The organism is Lentilactobacillus hilgardii DSM 20176 = ATCC 8290, assembly GCF_000159315.1.
Lineage (GTDB): Bacteria > Bacillota > Bacilli > Lactobacillales > Lactobacillaceae > Lentilactobacillus > Lentilactobacillus hilgardii.
The window spans coordinates 111,703-130,296 of record NZ_GG669992.1; the positions used below are offsets into that span (position 1 = coordinate 111,703).

Genomic DNA, 18,594 nt, shown 5'->3' on the forward strand with positions numbered 1-18,594 from the left:
ATTTCAAAGATTGCGTTTGGTAGGATCAGCAACATCAACTTACGCAGAATCACCCAATATGGCAGTATTTATTCCAATGCAGGATTTATGGGTGTGCCACTAACCAGTGCTTTATTTGGGAACAGTGGTGTCTTTTTTGCGGTTGCTTCACTAGCCGGTTTTAACATTTTTAGTTGGACACACGGCGTGTCGTTATTCAAAACCGGTAAGAAAACGACCGATCGTTGGCAAAATTTTCGGGAGATTATTTTAAATCCAAATATTGTCGCTATTTTTGTCGGGCTACTCTTTTTCGTGGCCTCCTTTCAATTACCCGGTCCGGCAAATGAAGTAGTCAAATACATTAGTTCCATCAACACACCATTATCAATGATCGTTATCGGCAACAGCTTGGGCAATATTAAAATCAATCGTCAATTAGTTGATTGGCACCTATGGCTGGCACTTTTCTTTAGAAACGTCCTGTTTCCAATGATTGCCATTATGGTTCTCCAACTACTAACCATTTCCGGCGTTGCTTTATACACGACAGTTCTGATGGCCGCCTGTCCTGCTGCCGGCCTGGTGGTTTTATTCACCCTGCAGGCGTACGGAGATACAAGCCCGGCGGTTGCACTAATGAGTTTATCAACAATTTTGAGTCTTGTGACGATTCCGTTGGTATTCGCTTTGATGAAAATATAGTTTTTCTTTTTCCAGCCGTGAGAAAACAGACGGCAAACAAAAATGGCAGCCAATCGAGGCTGTCATTTTTGTTTTTATCAGCTATTTTATTAATCTGTTTCCACTATAACAGTGACTCGCCACGATTATAATTAGCCCGTCTTTCACTTCCCGGCATCATATTGCCACCGGTTGCCCAAACAATGTGTGTGGCGTTTTCACTGTTAAACGCCGGAACATTGTTAATGACGGGTGCGATCGCCGTAAAGCCGGCCGCTGCTGAAGGTTCCACGGTGATTTGCTGTGAATCCATCAGCTGGGCGACGTTGCGATAAATCTCATCATCCTGAAAGGTCACACTGCCAAATAGCAGTGTCCGCATCACCTTTCCGGCTAATCGGGACGGTCGCCCGACTGCCAGACCGTCTGCTGCCGTCAATCCATCCAGACCGATGTCGTAAACGGAAATTTGATTATTCAACCCGGTCATCATCCCCAAAGTCACGGACGGTACATGGGTTGGCTCACAAAAGACTGCGTGAATATATGGCCCGATAATGGTTTTTAGACCAAAAGCCACGCCACTGGGGCTTCCGCCAACGCCCGCCGGTAAATAAACCAGAACCGGGTGTTTACGGTCAACACTGATATGCTGCTTCTTTAGCTGATTTTGCAAACGAACAGCCGCAACCGCATATCCCAAAAATAAGTCAGAAGAGCCTTCATCATCCACAAAATGGATATTGGGATCCAGACTTGCATCCTTTCTGGCTTGTGGGATAACATGCGAAAAATCGGTATTGAATTCCTTAACAGTGACACCGTTGGCTCGCAACTTGTCCTTTTTCCATTGACGCGCGTCATGAGACATATAAACGGTGGTTTTAAATCCAAACGTTGCTGCAACAATCCCAACACTTAGTGCCAAGTTGCCGGTTGACGCCACAATAACACCGTAGTTCGAGAAGATTCTTCGATATCTGTCAGTTGCTAAAACCCGGTAATCATCCATATAAACCAGGTCTGATTGTGTCATTGCCACATGTTCTGCAAATTTAAGCACTTCATAAATTCCGCCACGGGATTTAATTGATCCCGAAATTGGCAGTTGACTGTCTGCTTTTAAAAACAACTTTCCGGTTAAATTTTGATGATACATTTTATTCCACGAATCCTGCATCTGATCCAGTTTAATTAATGGTGATTCAATAATACCGTTCATACCTGCTGTTTCAGGAAACGCTGTGGCCAAGTACGGCGCAAAACGTTCCCAGCGAGCGACGGCATCAAATATATCCGCTTTTGAAAAGGGTAATTCGGTTTGCTGACCGTAATCCGGATTGCGCCAAAATATCGGTTGTTCCGCCATCAGATCTTTTACTTGCGGGTACTCTGTAATCAACGACGTATCGTCCATGCCCATCAGTCCTCTCAGTTTATTTTCAAGGATAGTATAAGGCAAAACGTTGATGTTAGATTTTGTGACGTTAATCTTTTAAAAAGGCTTAATCATGGTATCAACGTGGTGTCAGTCATCAAAGAGACGTTTGGCATGATATGAATCCCTGTTAAAGCTTCCCGTCCATATAAAGTATCCGCATAAAAAGTTGATCGAGTAGTCAATCCCAAGTGCCATGATGACTGGATTAAAATTGATTGTCCATGCGTACGCTCTCTCAAAAGCATCATATTCACTAAAGAAGTTGATCCTGCTTAATATAAGCATCTACTAAACTAGTAGCACTCTCTTTTTTGAGGAATTCAGAAGGTGAACCGGAAAATTGAATTTGACCTGCCTTCAGAAACAAAAGATGGTAGTCATCATTATTAATATTTTGAAACTGATGAGAGGTCATAATCACTTTTTTGCCCCGTTGATTAATCCCTTGAATCTTCTGCATGACCTGCTTTGCCGTTTTTGGATCAAGCCCACTTTCTGGTTCATCAAATAAATATAACTCTCGGTCAAGCCGTGAAATTGCATCAATCATGACTAATCGGCGCTGACCTCCGGAAAGCTCGCCATACTTAATATCGGCAATCGTTTTTAACTCTGCCGGTAAATCAGTATGTCGAAGCCTCCCCTTAAAGCCACTGACCCCCATAACCATCTTCATTGTCTGAAAAACGGTTGCTTCATAAATAAACGGCACGCTCTGTGGCTGATATGCAATCCTAGCAAAATTAGGAAAGCCGTGAAAATAAGTCGGTTCCCGTTTATTAACGGTCGAAATAAAATCCAGCAGGGTCGTTTTCCCCACTCCATTCGGCCCCAATAAGACATTGACTTTGTCGTCAAGAAAATCAGCATTTAATGACTGGAATAATGATCTGCCACTCGACAATCTGTATGTAAAATCTTTTATTTTCATTTTTCCTCCGGTTAACGATTCGTTCTTGATGTCAGGCTCATTTTAGAAATAATCACATTGCCTAAAATGATGTAAGCCACCCCAACGATGGTTAATAACAAGACGATAAATACGATATGCGGTTGATAAGCAAAAAGTGAATAGGTGTTCTGTTGAAAATCAACAGGGTTAATTATCGTCACCATTGTATTTAATACTGGTGATTTAAAATAGACCGCTCCCAACGACAATGTTGCAAAAATATATCCGGTTAGATAAATCGTTAATGTTTTTGATTTTATCGGAAGTACCAAAATAATGCTTGTAAAGAACGAAATAATCGGAATAAGAACGAAGTTGAGCAGCCAACAAACACCGATCAGGCTCAACACCCTGGTTGATGGTCGATAAACAATAATTGCCAACAGATCAAACAGTGCAACTTCAATTTGCAAAATAACCATTTGTGGGATTAAGTTGGCGTAATAAATCAACCGTTTATCACCGGAAATAAATGTATACATCTTCAAGAAATTATTCTCCCGCATCTGAAACATCGTAATTGTAATTTGATTAAGGACACCTACTATCACAATGTATGACCAGAACCCGAAGAGATTATTAACCATATCAGTGTTTGATGTGGTACGCCCTGCTGCAAAGTCATTCCAGGACATCACCAGAAAGTACGCCGCTGGAAACACGAGTGTGTATAAGAAAACAACTTTATCTTCTAATGCCAATCGAAGTTCAAATTCAATAAGGCTAATCAATTTACGGAACACTTGTACCACCTCTTAGGTTGCATTTTCTTATAATATTAAAAGGTAGTGAGAACAATTGCGAGGTGACATTTGTCATAACTTAAGCGAATCAAACAAAATAGGAATGGCTTTTCGTCATTCCCAATCAAATTAGTCTTATTTTTTAGTTGCTTCAATAACGTAACTTGCCATCCAAGGTCCGGTCCACCAACCGTTAAAACCCGTATTTTCACTTGAAACATCAGCAAACTCAGAACCTTTTTCCAAACAATTGATATATTGCGTTTTGTGATTACCCGTATCGACAATAATCAACTTTCCACCCGGCTTTAAAACGCGATGTGCTTCGCTTAAAGCTTCAAACCGTTTTTTATTCGGCTTAATATTATGAAAGGCAAAGCTGGAAGTCACTAAATCAAAACGATCATCCTCAAAGGGCAGCTTTGCCATATCAGCCGTAACAAGTTCAGTGTGGTCGGCAACTTTGGCAATTTCCAAATTTCTTTTAGTCTCCTCTAACGAATTATGAGACTTATCGGCATTTTTCCACAAATCAACACCCACTGCTTTTCCAAATGGTCCCAAGAGCTTCGAAAGAGCAATCAAAACAGCACCGTGACCGCATCCCAGATCCAAAACCGTTGCGTCATCCGAAATATCTGTTTTGGCTAAGATCTTATCCCAAATAATAAATTTCCCCCGAAATGACGTATGGAAAAAAATGAGGCCTCCGGCAATCAAAAGCAAAGCGTACAGTAATACAAACCCGGCAGTTGCATATTGATGGAAGAAGACCCAATTAATTAAAATGCCCAGACCAATTACTAAATAAGAAATGGGAACGAGCGGCGCATCCAATCCATAATGAACTTTTTTCATCATTATCCTCCAATAATATTTGGACTTATATTATCATATAATCAATTTGTTGCAAAACCGGCAACCAGGTTAACAAACTGTTTGTAAACCTAGAGCATCATCAGTTTTCAACCGTTCCGTATCAGATTTAATCAATAAATGACCAATGGTTGTAACAGATCCAAATAAGAACTGTGATTAAATCAATTTTTAAGCGTCATTATCCATCTCGAATGCCATTACACGGCTCTTAATGATTTATCGGCGCCTCACCGTCATTGGAAAACCGGTTCGTGCTCGATTGTGAACCTGTTTGTGCACCTGTTTACACCGCGATTGCAGTCATTAATCCGGTTGAATCGGATGATACCCCAACTACCTTCAATCAGGCGCATGATATGAGTGGTACTGTTTCAGTGATTCAACAGACCGCCAGCTGTTTAATCATATGCCTGATCCCAAAGTCCCATTCCATTTCGCAACTCTTGGGAAACGCCTCCCTTCATAAAAATCCAAAGCACACTTTAATTGTTAATAAATATGTAAGCGATTACAATGTAGCTGTGGAGACAGTTAGTCACTAGACACGGAAAGGACGTGTTCGGTATGGCAAGATTCGATAATAAAGTTGCCATCGTAACAGGTGGCGCATCCGGTATCGGTTTGGAAACCGTCAAATTATTCTTAAACGAAGGTGCCAAGGTCGTTATTGGTGACTTTTCAGATAAGGGCGACGACGTTGTTGCCGGTCTAAATGCAGGTGGTAACGCCTTATTCGTTAAAACCAATGTGACCAACGAAGACGACGTTAAGAACCTAATCAATAAAACAGTTGATGCATTCGGTCATTTGGATATTATGTTTGCCAACGCCGGTATCGCAAACGACGCTAACATTACAGAATTGCCACTGGATAAATGGCAAAATACCATCAACATTAATTTAACCGGTGTTTTCCTTTCAGATAAGTACGCTTTGGAACAAATGCTCAAACAAGGAACCGGTGGCGCCATTGTCAATGCGGGTTCTATTCACAGTTTGGTTGGGCTTCCTAACGTAACGGCCTATGGCGCAGCTAAGGGTGGCGTTAAGATTCTCACTCAAACATTGGCTGCAACCTATGCAAAGCAGGGTATCCGGGTTAATGCAATCGCCCCTGGATACATTGACACCCCGCTGCTGAGCAAAATCAACCCCGGACTAAAGGAAAAATTGGCGCAGCTTCATCCACTCGGACGTTTAGGAAAACCTGAAGAAATTGCCAAAGCTGTGGCATTCCTGGCAAGTGACGATGCATCGTTTGTGATCGGCGCAACGTTGGTAGCGGATGGCGGCTATACGTCAGTATAGGAACTGAGTTTCATAAGAAACCTATCATGGCACAAGCATTTCAATCAGGTAAATATGACGACAGGGAAAGACCGAGACACATATTCTATTTGTGTCTCGGCCTTTTACTATATCAAAAACACTCTTCCACCCCAAAAGGCTCGACGTCTCTCAACGAGCGTGATAATGTTATCTATAACCATTTCTATTTAAGGAAGTGAAATCAAATCAAAGCACTTTATTTCGACCGTTTCGGCGGTCCCGAAGTCTTACAGTACGGGACTTTGCCAGACCCGTCTTTATCAGATAACGATGTCTTGGTTAAAATGTCCTATATAGGCCTTAATTTCGCTGACATTTATCGAAGAAAGGGAACCTATCATATCGAAAAAAGAGTCTCATCCCCTTACATCGATGGCTACGAAGGACTGGGAATGGTGATTGCAGTTGGTAAAAAGGTTACAAAGCATCAGCTTGGAGAAAAGGTCTTTTTCGTAGATGTACCGTTTGCGAACGCTGAATTAGTGGCAGTTCCGGAAGATCACGCTATTGAAGTCCCAAACGATCTCGATAATAAAGTAATCGCGTGTGCAGGATTGCAGGGACTGACCGCCGACTTTCTGGCTCATGATTTGGGCAGGAATCGACCGGGACAAAACGTTTTTATCCATGGCATTAGTGGTGGAGTGGGCCAAATTTTATCGCAGATGCTCACAGCAGATGGTATCAACGTTTATGGTGTGACTTCAACTAAGGCAAAACAAAAAGTCGCACTTGACCAGGGGGCCAAAGCCGTTTTTCTCAGAACGGATCCCTGGCTTCAGAATTGGCTCGAAAGATTCGATACCGTTTATGATGGCGTTGGCATTACTTTGGAGCAAAATATTGAATTGCTTAAACATCGCGGAAATTTGGTTTTCTTTGGCATGGCAGGCGGTAATCCTCCAAGAGTCGATTTGGTGACGTTATTATCTCAATCCAAAAGCATCTTAACCGGTGATCTGTGGGATTATCTAACCGATTATTGGGAAAGAATTGCACGCAGTAAACGCCTATTCAACTACTTTACCGATGAAAAAATCAAAGTCAGTGAACCCACGGTTTTCCCTTTGAAAGACGGTATTCTTGCCCACAAGTTACTGGAATCAGGAAATAATGTTGGAAAAATTTTGTTAAAACCTTAATTAAGCAGCTTGGCATTATCATTAATGCAAGCTGTTTTTTATTTCAAATATATTCTTGACATGTTTTAAAAGAACTTTATTATAATAACTATGGTCAAATATAATGAACACCGTCATTATAATTGTTAAAATTTTATAACACTTAAATGACTTTTGTTCATCTGGGACATAGATTTTTAGCAATTCATTTGACAAGCATACATAAACCAACTACCTTGCAATTAGCAGAAATCCTGTTAATAACTGCTTATCATCCATCATTAACCACAGAAGGGGTTTAAAAATTGAGTCTTGCAATCGACATTTTTATCACACTCTATGCTCTACTCACCATGGCTGCAGCCATTGCGCATCTTCTCAGTAAAGACATCTCGATTACCCTCATTGTTGGGTTATTTCTTTCCGCCTTCATTACTTTGACCAGCTTGATGATTTCTTCCAAGCTGCTTTCACTTGATACCCTTCTACTCGGATTACTTGGTATTTCAGTTTTTACACTGGCAAATGGCTACCATCTTTATGGTCGGCCACACTGGTCACATCATCTGATTCGATTAGTGGTCCACATTGCCATCTTCGTCATTGCACTCATGACATGGTAGAACCACCAGAACCAACCTGATTCAAAGATCCATTGTCAAGTTGCGTGGTTCAAATAATGAGTGTTATCCTGTTTTATAGTGACATATATTCTGATGGGGAACTTTAAATCATTTGATGAAAGGAGCTTCCTCTTGAAGATTCAATGGCGCTACGGCTTGATTAACAATGCCTATTTGCTTGTCACTATTGCCACCGGGTCACTTATTTATCCATTGTCAGACAAGGGACTTTGGTTTCTTCTAACCATTCTTATCCTATTTATCATTTCATGGTTAACCTATAGTTTGATATTTCAGCGGTCATATTTAAGACAACATCCTGAAGATAAAGCAAGTCACCATGAATTGAGAGGTCTTGGTATGATCATGACCGTCATTGTCACTCTCTTAGCATTACTGTTGATGTTAACAACCAATGCGTCAACATTAACCTTCTGCTGGATCATTTTCACATTGCCATTTATTAGGGATTGCTTATCGGTCCTAAAAACAGATTAACGTTTAGCATGTATTTTAGAAAGAAGTCGACTTATTTTTATGAAGATTGAATGGCGTTACAGCCTGGTTAACAACCTACCGCTTATTGCATTGTGGCTTACGTTCTTGGCATTTAACGGATTAAGTCCCCGGGGATGGGATCGGGTTTCGGTTCCACTCGTTGTCCTTGGCGGATTTTGGTTGGTTTATTACTTGTTATTTGAGCGATCATACTTTAAACGGCATCCGGAGCAACGACCGGGAAACCACGTTATTTCCGGGCTTGGCTGGATTATGACCTTTTTAATTGTCATGATTGCCGTTATCGTATTACTTAAGTTTAACGATTCAATGATCGCAAGCCCTGCCATTTTACTGGGTGGGTTTGCTTTAATCAGTCTGATACGGGATTCATTATCCGTCAAAAAGCTTTCAGTTGAAAAATAATATAGCAGCTAAACACTGCAAAATAGCCTATGGTCGATTCAAGTTGACCATAGGCTATTAATTTAACGGCTATATTCTCTGAAACAACGGTAACTTCTCCAAATAAAGAATGTCGTCACGTTTGGCGGCATCCCCTTCTGCCAAAATAGCACATTTAACCAAAATGGTTGCGCCTGCTTTTTTAAGAAGCTTCTCAGCAGCTTCAAGCGAGCCGCCGGTTGAAATAACATCATCAACTAACACAACCCGTTTGCCACGAAGATAATCGGCATCATGACCATCCAGTACCAGGTTCTGCTGACTTACAGTCGTGATTGAATCGACGGAAACTTCAAGCGGTGACGCCATATAAGCCTTGACACTTTTTCGTAACACAATGAACTTGGGGTGATCACTCACCCGGCTCAACTCCTCTGCCAACGGAATTCCTTTGCTCTCCAGCGTAACGATACAGTCAAACGGTTCCGAAATCTTGTCTGCCAATTTAGCTGCAGCATAATGGGCCAACTCGGAATCCCCCAACAGGACGAACGACGCAATCGCAGTCGTTTCATTAATTGGGATAATCGGTAATGTTCGTTTTAGTTTTCCAATAGTTAATTCGTATGTTTGTTGCATCATTTAGACCCCCAAGCCAATCAACGGCAAAACAAATTTCAACACGGCACCCGTCATCAACCCGGCAAACGGGTCAATGATCGCTGTCACAACCAACGTCAACGCTGCTATAACACTATCTGATCCCTGCATGGCAGCCGCAGCATTTTCAGGAAAAATAACAACCGCTCCCAAAATCAGCAGGAAACCGACAATTGATGCCGCCGGCACATACTTACCAATTTTAGGCAGCCAACCGGCAAATAAAATAACGGCCATGATTAACATCATCATCACACCTGCGATAACAGGTTTGGGTGCGCTGGCAGTCGCGGAAATAATCGTTTCAACCGGTGCTCCACCCAGTAAGCTGGTTCCCATATCCGCAAATGCCTGTGTACCGGTCAACAAATTCAAGTTAACCGGATTTGGTTTAATCCCCGTCATCTGACCGGTAATTAGGCCATACGAAATATTGGCACCAACATTCAAACAAGCCAGACTCAATGCCCCTCGAACCACTCGAGGGTTCAAAATCGGTTTTAAAAACCGGAATCTGCGTTCAACGACGTTTGCCGGCAATTCTGCCCGATAATGGATACCGAAAACAGCCGCTAAACTTGACCCAATCACCGAGAGGGCAATTGTCCAGACCAAATCTTTAGTGAACAAATAAGTCAAAATGGCAATCGCAATGGACGACAATCCAGCGATCCGTTCCTTTCGAGCCATATTAACAGCGATCTTAGCCAACATGATACCAACACCTGCCATCATCCCAGCCATAATACTGTTCCCAAGTACGTCCACGATTTTTGTTAAGGTACCGGTTACCCCAATAACCGCCATAATCAATGATCCGCCAAAGATAATCGAGGTACGTTCACGGGTTGTCTCACCCAAATTTCCCGTTAATGCCAAAGACTCCGCTTGAAACGAAATGGGTGCGACCGAGCCGAACGCTCCGTTAACTGCTGAAGCAAAAACAAACGAAAATGTTGTGGGAAAAACCGCAAATCCCAAAGTCATCGCCATAATTCCCTGAGGAATGCCGTTTAGCACCACACCAATTGCGGCGAGAAAATCTGCCAGCCAATGCATCGAATTCATCCTCCTAAATGCGAATAATTATTGTGTTTGTTTACATATAGTTCGTTTATATCTATTATAATAACTTATTTCAAGGCTATAATCCAACTATTTTTAGTAAAGCATGAACTTTTCTCCCCATATCCTTTTTAAAGTTCGGTCATTTAACCATGTCCACAAAAAGATCCCAGTCCATCCCCATATCCCATGTAGCACGATCATCTGATTAGGGTTACCATAAGCATATATTCAATTAGCAAGCACATTACCAAGGAAGGGACGACTTAAATGAAAGAATACCGAAACAAATACTTCGACGGTGAACGGCCGCTCTTTGCCGAACATGATGCCAATATTATCGGGACAACGTTCGGTAAAGGTGAATCCCCACTTAAAGAAAGTCGCAATATTAACCTTAAAGATGTCATTTTTAAATGGAAATACCCACTCTGGTACACGAACCACGCCAAAGTCGACCATACTATTTTGGAAAAAATCGCTCATGCCGGTATCTGGTACACACACGATATCGAAATGACCAACTGTTCAATTCAGGCAACCAAAACTTTTCGGCGCAGCAGTCACATTAAATTAGTCGATGATCATTTTTCAAACGCTGCCGAAACCCTTTGGAACTGCGATCACATTACGATCGACCACGTTCAGGCCAATGGGAGTTATTTTGGGATGAACAGCAGTGATATCTATATTGATCACCTCGATCTTATTGGCAACTACTGTTTCGACGGCGCAAAAAACGTTGAAGTTCATCATTCTACCCTGGTTTCAAAAGACGCATTTTGGAACTGTGAAAACGTCACGGTTTATGATTCTGTCATTAATGGTGAATATTTAGGGTGGAACACGAAGAATCTGACACTGATCAACTGTACAATCGAAAGTGATCAGGGCTTGTGCTACATTGATCACTTGACCATGCGCAACTGTCGTTTGATGGAAACCGATCTGGCCTTCGAGTATTGTTCCAACATCGATGCAGAAATCAACTCAACTATCGTGAGTGTTAAAAATCCAATCAGTGGTAAAATTCACGCGCATTCAATTGGAGAAATCATTATGGATCCAACCAAAATCGATCCAAGTAAAACAACCATCACAACCGACACTAAAATCACAAAAAGGAAGTCAGCATAATGTATGATTTTAAATCAATTATCCCCCGCCGTAACACCGATTCGGTCAAATGGGACGTCAAACCCAACGAATTGCCGATGTGGGTAGCCGACATGGATTTCAAGGCAGCGCCGGAAATCATTGATGCCATGCAGAAGAAGGTTGCTTTTGGTATTTTTGGTTATGAAGAACCCCATGCCGACTATTTCAATGCCGTTGCCGACTGGTACACTACCGAACATCACGCCCGGCCCAAAACGGCGTGGATGCTATTCTGTACAGGTGTCGTCCCATCCATTTCATCAACGGTTCGCCGTGTCAGTAACGTCGGTGATAACGTTGTTGTCCAAGCACCGGTTTATAATATTTTCTACAATTCAATCATTAATAACGGCCGTCACATTCTATCAAGCGACTTGCTTTATGATTCCGCCAACCACCAATACAGCATTAATTGGCAGGATCTGGAAGCCAAGTTGGCTGAACCGTTAAGTACCATGATGATTCTATGTAATCCACATAATCCGGTCGGCAAAGTCTGGTCCCGCGATGAACTGATTAAAATCAGCAGGCTTTGTATGAAATACCACGTCACGTTATTCAGTGATGAAATTCATGGTGACTTGGTGTGCGGCAGCCCTAAATACACCCCTGTTTTCTCTTTGCCGGATGATTTGATTCAGAATACCATTGTCAGCGTTTCTCCAAGCAAAACGTTCAACGTGGCCGCACTGCACGCAGCTACCATCATTGTCCCCAACGAAGGACTGCGAAACATTGTCAATCGTGGTATCAACACCGATGAACTTGGTGAGCCCAACTTATTGGCAATCCCCGGTACCATTGCCGCTTATACAAAGGGATATCAATGGTTGGCCGAATTGAAACAGCAGCTTACCCGAAATCGCGATATTTTTACAAATTATTGTGAACAGTTCATACCGCAGATCAAAGTGATTGCGTCGAATGCGACTTATTTGGTTTGGATAGACTGTAGTACTATTACCCGAGACTCATCCCAACTGGAAGACTTTATCCGTCAGGACACCGGTCTCTATATTTCTGCTGGCTCTGTGTATGGCGGCAACGGCAATCAATTCTTAAGAGTTAATATTGCCTGCCCCGAAACAACGCTTCAGGATGGTTTAAAACGTCTTAAAAAGGGAATTGAAACGTATATCAATCAGAAATAAGTAAAATCACTCATAACCGGAAGGGGCTGAGACAAAAGTCATTTTGTCCAGTCCTTTTTAATTTCATCACGATGATGACCGAGCAAAAATAGCTATGCAATTTTCCGTCATTCTTATCCAATAGCGCTTATTTTTGCCTTGTTTCCTTGCGAAAAAATCGGTAAGATGGATGTTGCACGTATTTAGTTAAATCAATCATTTTGATTGATACGGTAAACAAAACAATCCGTTGGCTACACCAGATATCGTTGTGGTCAACCCATTGAAAACACAATACTTATGGAAAATCCATTAAATAACAGATAGTTGTTTTAAGACAACGGAGCGTTAAATTTTTTTCGATGGCCGTCAGCCCTTGCCAGTACAAGGTTGGCGCACTCATCTGCTGAATTTTTCCGGACACAATATATTGATTATCCTCTCTCGTCGAGATACTATATATAGTGTTAACTCGAACGAAATACGAGAATCAAGCGTACGGGAGGAATCGTTATGCAAGCAATGAAACTTTCATCAGTTTCACTCTCTGATGAATTTATAAACCAAATTAAAAACGAAGTCACACCGCACTGGGGCGAACTAGGCTGGGTTACATACAAAAGAACTTATGCTCGTTGGATCCCAAAAAAGCAGCGGACAGAAAATTGGGACGAGACGGTTAAACGGGTAGTTGAAGGAAACATCAACCTTGACCCGCGTCTTCACCAAAACAATGTTGATCCACAAGTGATCAGCGAATTAACCGATGAAGCCAAGAAACTTTATAAACTGATTTACGGATTGGCCGCAACACCTTCGGGCCGTAACCTTTGGATTTCAGGTACACCTTATGAAGCACGTAACGGTGACGCATTAAATAACTGTTGGTTTATTGCTGTACGGCCACAGCCATACGGTGACAGCCACATCGTGCCCGAATACCTTAAAAAAGATCAACCAGCTGTTTCAATGCCCTACTCATTCATGTTTGATCAATTAATGAAGGGCGGCGGTGTCGGTTTTTCTGTCACTAAAGAAAATGTCCACAAGATTCCGCTGGTTGACAACAAAGTCAACCTGACTGTTGTCATCGATAAAGACAGTGAGTCATACGCTGATTCACTTAAGATGGGAGCCGTTGATAAGGACGACTACTTCAAGAACCACTCAATCACGGATGCCGCTTATTATCGTCTACCCGATACGCGTGAAGGTTGGGTATTATCAAACGCTCATCTAATCGATTTACACTTTAAATCAACCAATCCCAAGAACCAACAAAATCTGGTCCTTGATATGAGTGATATTCGACCAAAGGGCGCTAAAATCAAAGGATTCGGCGGTACCGCTTCAGGGCCAATGCCTTTGATTGAGATGCTCTTTGATATTAATGGCGTCCTCAATAATCGTGCCCGTCGTCGCCTTTCATCAGTTGATATGACCGATATTGGTAATATGATCGGGAAAACGGTTGTTGCCGGAAACGTTCGTCGTTCGGCCGAATTAGCATTAGGCTCTGCCGACGACGAAGATTTCATTACAATGAAACAAGATAAAGAAAAATTGTATCATCACCGTTGGGCTTCCAACAACAGTGTTGCTGTTGATTCCCAATTCAGCAACTACGGTCCGATTGCCGATTCTATTCGTCACAATGGCGAGCCGGGAATCGTTAACTTGGAACTTTCCAAGAATTATGGTCGTAAAATTGACGGCATTCAAAAAGATATTGATCCAAACGTCGAAGGGACGAACCCTTGTGGTGAGATTTCACTTTCAAACGGTGAACCCTGCAACTTGTTTGAAGTCTTCCCTTACGTTGCCAGCCAACAAAATTGGGATCTTGATGAAGCCTTTACTTTAGGCACTCGTTTCTCCAAGCGGGTTACTTTCAGTCCATATGACTGGGAAGTTTCTCGAAAGGCGATCAACAAGAATCGTCGAATCGGTATCTCAATGTCCGGTATTCAAGATTGGATTCTAAGTGAATTGGGCAACCGGGTTGTTACCGGCTACCAAGATGCCAAAGATCCGGAAACCGGTGAAACCATCAAGAAGCCAATTTATGATCAACGTGCTATCGATAAAGTAGATGGTCTGTATAAGGCAGTTGTTAAAGCCGATAAGGATTACTCCGATGAACTCGGCTGCAACACGTCAATTAAGCATACAACCGTTAAACCATCCGGTACTGTTGCCAAATTAGCAGGTGTTTCGGAAGGGATGCATTTCCATTACGCCCCATACTTGATTCAACGAATTCGATTCCAGGATTCAGATCCGTTATTACCAGCCTTAAAGGCATGCGGCTACCACGTAGAAAAGGATATTTACTCAAAGAATACAATGGTTGCCGAATTCCCAATTCGTGCGGCCCATGCTGACAGTAAGAAATTTGCTTCAGCAGGTAACGTTTCAATTGCCGAACAATTTGCAACTCAAGCTTTCTTACAAACCTATTGGTCCGATAATGCGGTTAGCTGTACTGTTACCTTCCAGCCCGAAGAGGGAGACCAGATTGCCCCGCTAATGCACCAATATCGTTTCACTACCAAGTCAACATCTCTTTTGCCGTACGTTGGTAATGAATTTAAACAGGCACCCAAAGAACCAATCGATACCAAATCCTACGAAAAGAAGGTTATGCAGATCCATGGTGATGTTCAGCGTGTCTTCAATCAGTTGAATGATAACCACGATCAAAAAGGTGCCGAAATCATTGGCCAAACCGACTGCGCAGGCGGCGCTTGCCCAATCAAGTAAGCTGTTAAAGTGATATCAAGTCATTTTTGACCCACGAAACAAACCCGAATTTTAAATGATCAATTCTAAACTGATCATAAAAAAACGGAAACCCGCATCAAGGTTTCCGTTTTTACATACCCATATCGGTTTTACTGAAAGTTTACAATGATTAACCGTTGGTTTCTTGTCGGATTATCCAACTCGCGTTATCGTATAAGTATTATTTGTATAAAGCCAGGAGGATTATTTTGCACCCATTTAAAAAATCAGAAAAAGAACGTGAAGACTTTTTAAGAAATATCCGCTTTATTGATCGCCGTGATTTTCAACGATTTGAACCGGATCCGAATGAAGAACCGCTTAAAGAACTGGTTCGAATTAAGCGGGTTCGCCGAGAGTATCATCACGAAATCAGGAGGGAAAAAGGAGAAATGCGCATTCTTCACCTTAAACTCTTCTTGCTGGGACATGAAGGATTTATCAAGTTTATCCGCCATCTCATTACAGGGAGGAGCCTTCCCTAACCTTCCTTTGGCAATTTTTAAAAAAGGTTCGCCAATTCATCGAATTTCGCTTATTATTAAATTACTTACTTTTCACTAAAGGAGCATTTCTCAAGATGGTTAAAATCTACACCAAGGTTGGTGACCATGGTCAAACCAAACAAGTAACCGGAAAAATGGTGCCCAAGTATGATTTACAAATTGAAGCTCTGGGCGCAATCGACGAACTCGATTCATGGGTTGGTTATGTTATTTCAATTCTGTCACCAAAAGCCCAATCCTTAGCACCAAAGCTCAAAACGATTCAGCGAAATCTGTACGAACTCCAAGCTGATATTACCGTCAAACGCCATCATAACATTTCAACATCGGATACCAAACAACTTGAAACGGAAATCGACGACATTATGGCAAAACTTCCCATTATTAAAGCCTTTATCCTTCCAGGTGGCAATCCTTCGGGGGCTGCATTACAGTATGCACGGGCTTTGGCACGAAAAGCAGAACGTTTAGTCGTTGAATTAAACGATAAGAAGCAGCCTTTAAACGGCGACATTTTAGAATATCTAAATCGCCTTTCTGACTATCTATTTGCATTAGCTCGTTATGCTAACCTTCTGGAAGGCTATGACGAAGAGAAAAGCAAACTGTAACGGGGTGTGATACAGTGCCAGTTAAAGATCATAAACAATTTAAACCACTTAGTCTTGTTGACCAGGTTTCTCAACAAATCCAAGAAGACATTTTAACCCATCAATTGGCCATTGGTGACCGTCTTCCAACGGAGCCCAAATTAATGGCCCGTTTTAACGTTGGTCGCTCAACCGTTCGTGAAGCGATTAAAGTTTTGGTTAATCTCGGCTTAATCGAAGTGAAGCAGGGTAAGGGGACGACCATTATCAATGATACCCTGCCCGATCAGACAATTTCATCGACATTGAAAAATGCACCGGTTATTGAAGCCTACGAGGCACGAAAAGCTTTGGAAGTCGGCATTGTCGACTTAGCATGCCATAATCGTAACGCAACGGATCTCAAAGCCATGAACTACTATTTAGAGATCCGTTCAGCAGCCGCAAAGCTTCATTCACTCGATGCGTACCGCCATGCTGATGAGCAATTTCATGAAGCTATTACTGAAGCTACTCACAATTCCGTCATCACAGATATCTACACTGATTTTTGGAACTCATTTAAGGATCGCTTCGGTGCAGGCTTCACCAAAACAGAACTTTATCACGAGCAGTCCATTATTCATCAAAACATTTTGGAGGCTATCAAACAGCAAGATCCCCACCAAGCAGTTTACTGGATTGAAAAAAATATTACTTTATTGAAACAAACGGTTAATGATTGACCATTTGTTTTAAAGTAAACATCAGATGATACGATGTTTAAAGTGAAAAAAATTTGGAGGTCATCAATTGAATACGAAACGGCAAGGTATCAATTTTACATTCGAGGTCTTCCTGCTGGCCGCAAACCTGCGACTGGCAATCATCGGAATTCCACCGATCGTCACAAAAATTCAATCATATTTTCACCTGACAACTGCTCAGACAGGTGTCCTGACAACTATTCCACTACTTTGTTTCGGTTTTTTATCAGCCACAACCGCACCGATTATTCGAAAACTCGGTACAAAACGGACGATTGAATATGCGTTACTCATGCTGGCAATTGCAAATCTGCTTCGTACATATGTCAATTGGGGCATGTTTCTTGGAACAATCTTTGTCGGTGCCGGGATTACTATGCTAAATGTCTCATTACCGGCATTGATTGTTGAACGCCATCCTGAGCAATCAACTAAATTAAACGGTGTTTATACCGCATCGATCAATCTTCTTTCAGCAATTGTAGGTGGCATCGCTGTCCCTGTTGCCAACGCCATTGGTTGGCAATTCACCGTTCAGTTATTTTCTATTCCCGCACTGATTGCTTTTCTTGGGACACTTATGTTGCCACATCAAGCAACGAGACCCCGGAAAAGAACTGCCACTGATCACCAGGAAGTAACCGGAAAAGCAGCTGCGACACCTATTTGGAAACGGGGACATGTCTGGCTATTGGCAATCTTCATGGGGCTTCAATCCCTCATTTTTTACACCATTGTTGCCTGGTTGCCAAGTGTTCTAACTTCGCATGGCTTATCAGCCACAACGGCCGGTCTGTTATTTTCAATCTTCCAAATCATCGGTGCACCGTTCGCTTATCTTGTCCCACGGGCAACTACCAAGGCATCAAACTTAAAATTGCTGATGATTTCCTTACTGATCGGCTACTTATCCGGTATCGGTATTCTGATTATGTTCAACGCCACTTGGCTGCTGATTCTTGCCTGCATTATTGTCGGCATCACAACAGCATCTATTTTCACGCTCTCACTATCAATGATTACCACTATCTCTACCACACCACAAGAAGCAGGTTCCGTCGGCGGCATTGTTCAATCGATTGGCTACCTGATTGCCAGTGTTGGTCCAACGATGTTCGGTGTCATTGAATCGACGCTTGGAAACTGGTCACAAACACTCATTATTTTAATAACCATTTCGATTATTAATATTTTAGTTGGCTTTGTTCTGATTAAAATTGTTCAAAAAAATCATTTTGTTTACTAGATAAGTTTAAGGAACGCCATTACGGGTTCCTTTTTATGGTTACATCGTTATTTAG

The 18,594-nt window shown here is 42.0% G+C and carries 20 protein-coding genes; 14 read left to right on the forward strand and 6 right to left on the reverse strand.

Annotated features, from left to right (window positions below; all coding sequences use genetic code 11):
- Nucleotides 1–684, forward strand: a 684-nt coding sequence (locus tag HMPREF0519_RS00495; protein WP_003633730.1) for an AEC family transporter, incomplete at its 5' end; no start/stop codon positions are given.
- Nucleotides 685–787: 103 nt separating this feature from the next.
- Here HMPREF0519_RS00495 and dsdA read toward each other — a convergent pair.
- The 4 genes from dsdA to HMPREF0519_RS00515 form a co-directional block, all read right to left on the reverse strand.
- Nucleotides 788–2,080, reverse strand: a complete 1,293-nt coding sequence (dsdA, locus tag HMPREF0519_RS00500; RefSeq protein ID WP_190870514.1) for a D-serine ammonia-lyase — start codon at nucleotides 2,078–2,080, stop codon at nucleotides 788–790.
- 277 nt (nucleotides 2,081–2,357) lie between these two features.
- Complete coding sequence (locus tag HMPREF0519_RS00505) at nucleotides 2,358–3,035, reverse strand: AAA family ATPase (RefSeq protein WP_003633736.1); 678 nt, start codon at nucleotides 3,033–3,035, stop codon at nucleotides 2,358–2,360.
- An 11-nt stretch (nucleotides 3,036–3,046) separates the two neighbouring features.
- Nucleotides 3,047–3,799 carry a hypothetical protein gene (locus tag HMPREF0519_RS00510; RefSeq protein WP_233419300.1) on the reverse strand — a complete coding sequence of 251 codons (753 nt, stop codon included), beginning with the start codon at nucleotides 3,797–3,799 and terminating at the stop codon, nucleotides 3,047–3,049.
- Between the two features lie 135 nt (nucleotides 3,800–3,934).
- Entirely contained in the window at nucleotides 3,935–4,657 is a 723-nt protein-coding gene (locus tag HMPREF0519_RS00515; RefSeq protein WP_225429070.1) for a class I SAM-dependent methyltransferase, read from the reverse strand.
- Nucleotides 4,658–4,929: 272 nt separating this feature from the next.
- Here HMPREF0519_RS00515 and HMPREF0519_RS00520 point away from each other — a divergent pair, with 272 nt between their 5' ends.
- The 6 genes from HMPREF0519_RS00520 (at nucleotide 4,930) to HMPREF0519_RS00545 (ending at nucleotide 8,675) form a co-directional block, all read left to right on the forward strand.
- Nucleotides 4,930–5,220, forward strand: a complete 291-nt coding sequence (locus HMPREF0519_RS00520) for a hypothetical protein (RefSeq protein WP_040472584.1) — start codon at nucleotides 4,930–4,932, stop codon at nucleotides 5,218–5,220.
- Between the two features lie 22 nt (nucleotides 5,221–5,242).
- Nucleotides 5,243–5,986, forward strand: coding sequence for an SDR family NAD(P)-dependent oxidoreductase (locus HMPREF0519_RS00525; protein ID WP_003550717.1), 744 nt, complete (start codon nucleotides 5,243–5,245; stop codon nucleotides 5,984–5,986).
- Nucleotides 5,987–6,192: 206 nt separating this feature from the next.
- On the forward strand, nucleotides 6,193–7,149 hold the full coding sequence (locus HMPREF0519_RS00530) for a zinc-binding dehydrogenase (protein WP_081447183.1): 957 nt from the start codon (nucleotides 6,193–6,195) through the stop codon (nucleotides 7,147–7,149).
- A gap of 284 nt (nucleotides 7,150–7,433) precedes the next feature.
- Nucleotides 7,434–7,751: a hypothetical protein gene (locus HMPREF0519_RS00535; RefSeq protein WP_003633740.1), complete on the forward strand. Its 318-nt coding sequence runs from the start codon at nucleotides 7,434–7,436 to the stop codon at nucleotides 7,749–7,751.
- Between the two features lie 132 nt (nucleotides 7,752–7,883).
- Nucleotides 7,884–8,249 (forward strand): hypothetical protein, encoded by a 366-nt coding sequence (locus tag HMPREF0519_RS00540; protein WP_225429072.1) that lies wholly within the window; start codon nucleotides 7,884–7,886, stop codon nucleotides 8,247–8,249.
- A gap of 39 nt (nucleotides 8,250–8,288) precedes the next feature.
- Entirely contained in the window at nucleotides 8,289–8,675 is a 387-nt protein-coding gene (locus HMPREF0519_RS00545; protein ID WP_003556437.1) for a hypothetical protein, read from the forward strand.
- A gap of 69 nt (nucleotides 8,676–8,744) precedes the next feature.
- Here the strand turns inward: HMPREF0519_RS00545 and HMPREF0519_RS00550 are convergent, their stop codons facing one another.
- Both HMPREF0519_RS00550 and HMPREF0519_RS00555 read right to left on the reverse strand, forming a co-directional pair.
- Nucleotides 8,745–9,293, reverse strand: coding sequence for a phosphoribosyltransferase family protein (locus tag HMPREF0519_RS00550; protein ID WP_190870515.1), 549 nt, complete (start codon nucleotides 9,291–9,293; stop codon nucleotides 8,745–8,747).
- A gap of 3 nt (nucleotides 9,294–9,296) precedes the next feature.
- Nucleotides 9,297–10,373 carry a guanine permease gene (locus tag HMPREF0519_RS00555; RefSeq protein ID WP_040472586.1) on the reverse strand — a complete coding sequence of 359 codons (1,077 nt, stop codon included), beginning with the start codon at nucleotides 10,371–10,373 and terminating at the stop codon, nucleotides 9,297–9,299.
- A 276-nt stretch (nucleotides 10,374–10,649) separates the two neighbouring features.
- Between HMPREF0519_RS00555 and HMPREF0519_RS00560 the strand changes: the two genes are divergently transcribed.
- From HMPREF0519_RS00560 to HMPREF0519_RS00590, 7 genes are all read left to right on the forward strand, one after another.
- Nucleotides 10,650–11,516 carry a DUF3737 family protein gene (locus tag HMPREF0519_RS00560; RefSeq protein ID WP_003633745.1) on the forward strand — a complete coding sequence of 289 codons (867 nt, stop codon included), beginning with the start codon at nucleotides 10,650–10,652 and terminating at the stop codon, nucleotides 11,514–11,516.
- On the forward strand, nucleotides 11,516–12,688 hold the full coding sequence (locus tag HMPREF0519_RS00565) for a MalY/PatB family protein (RefSeq protein ID WP_003633747.1): 1,173 nt from the start codon (nucleotides 11,516–11,518) through the stop codon (nucleotides 12,686–12,688). Before HMPREF0519_RS00560 ends, HMPREF0519_RS00565 begins: the two co-directional genes overlap by 1 nt.
- Before the next feature lie 492 nt (nucleotides 12,689–13,180).
- Nucleotides 13,181–15,430: a ribonucleoside-triphosphate reductase, adenosylcobalamin-dependent gene (gene nrdJ / locus HMPREF0519_RS00570; RefSeq protein WP_003633751.1), complete on the forward strand. Its 2,250-nt coding sequence runs from the start codon at nucleotides 13,181–13,183 to the stop codon at nucleotides 15,428–15,430.
- 230 nt (nucleotides 15,431–15,660) lie between these two features.
- Nucleotides 15,661–15,936 (forward strand): hypothetical protein, encoded by a 276-nt coding sequence (locus HMPREF0519_RS00575; protein WP_003550735.1) that lies wholly within the window; start codon nucleotides 15,661–15,663, stop codon nucleotides 15,934–15,936.
- 95 nt (nucleotides 15,937–16,031) lie between these two features.
- Entirely contained in the window at nucleotides 16,032–16,568 is a 537-nt protein-coding gene (locus HMPREF0519_RS00580; protein WP_003550737.1) for a cob(I)yrinic acid a,c-diamide adenosyltransferase, read from the forward strand.
- Between the two features lie 14 nt (nucleotides 16,569–16,582).
- On the forward strand, nucleotides 16,583–17,272 hold the full coding sequence (locus HMPREF0519_RS00585; RefSeq protein ID WP_003633753.1) for a FadR/GntR family transcriptional regulator: 690 nt from the start codon (nucleotides 16,583–16,585) through the stop codon (nucleotides 17,270–17,272).
- Nucleotides 17,273–17,339: 67 nt separating this feature from the next.
- Nucleotides 17,340–18,539, forward strand: coding sequence for an MFS transporter (locus tag HMPREF0519_RS00590; RefSeq protein WP_003633754.1), 1,200 nt, complete (start codon nucleotides 17,340–17,342; stop codon nucleotides 18,537–18,539).
- Nucleotides 18,540–18,594 lie beyond the last annotated feature (55 nt).

Coding starts and splice junctions, on each gene's coding strand:
- HMPREF0519_RS00580 (WP_003550737.1), top strand. CDS start 16,032: ATGGTTAAAATCTACACCAAGGTTGGTGACCATGGTCAAACCAAACAA.
- HMPREF0519_RS00525 (WP_003550717.1), top strand. CDS start 5,243: ATGGCAAGATTCGATAATAAAGTTGCCATCGTAACAGGTGGCGCATCC.
- HMPREF0519_RS00560 (WP_003633745.1), top strand. CDS start 10,650: ATGAAAGAATACCGAAACAAATACTTCGACGGTGAACGGCCGCTCTTT.
- HMPREF0519_RS00505 (WP_003633736.1), bottom strand. CDS start 3,035: ATGAAAATAAAAGATTTTACATACAGATTGTCGAGTGGCAGATCATTA.
- nrdJ (WP_003633751.1), top strand. CDS start 13,181: ATGCAAGCAATGAAACTTTCATCAGTTTCACTCTCTGATGAATTTATA.
- HMPREF0519_RS00515 (WP_225429070.1), bottom strand. CDS start 4,657: ATGAAAAAAGTTCATTATGGATTGGATGCGCCGCTCGTTCCCATTTCT.
- dsdA (WP_190870514.1), bottom strand. CDS start 2,080: ATGGACGATACGTCGTTGATTACAGAGTACCCGCAAGTAAAAGATCTG.
- HMPREF0519_RS00545 (WP_003556437.1), top strand. CDS start 8,289: ATGAAGATTGAATGGCGTTACAGCCTGGTTAACAACCTACCGCTTATT.
- HMPREF0519_RS00565 (WP_003633747.1), top strand. CDS start 11,516: ATGTATGATTTTAAATCAATTATCCCCCGCCGTAACACCGATTCGGTC.
- HMPREF0519_RS00555 (WP_040472586.1), bottom strand. CDS start 10,373: ATGCATTGGCTGGCAGATTTTCTCGCCGCAATTGGTGTGGTGCTAAAC.
- HMPREF0519_RS00550 (WP_190870515.1), bottom strand. CDS start 9,293: ATGCAACAAACATACGAATTAACTATTGGAAAACTAAAACGAACATTA.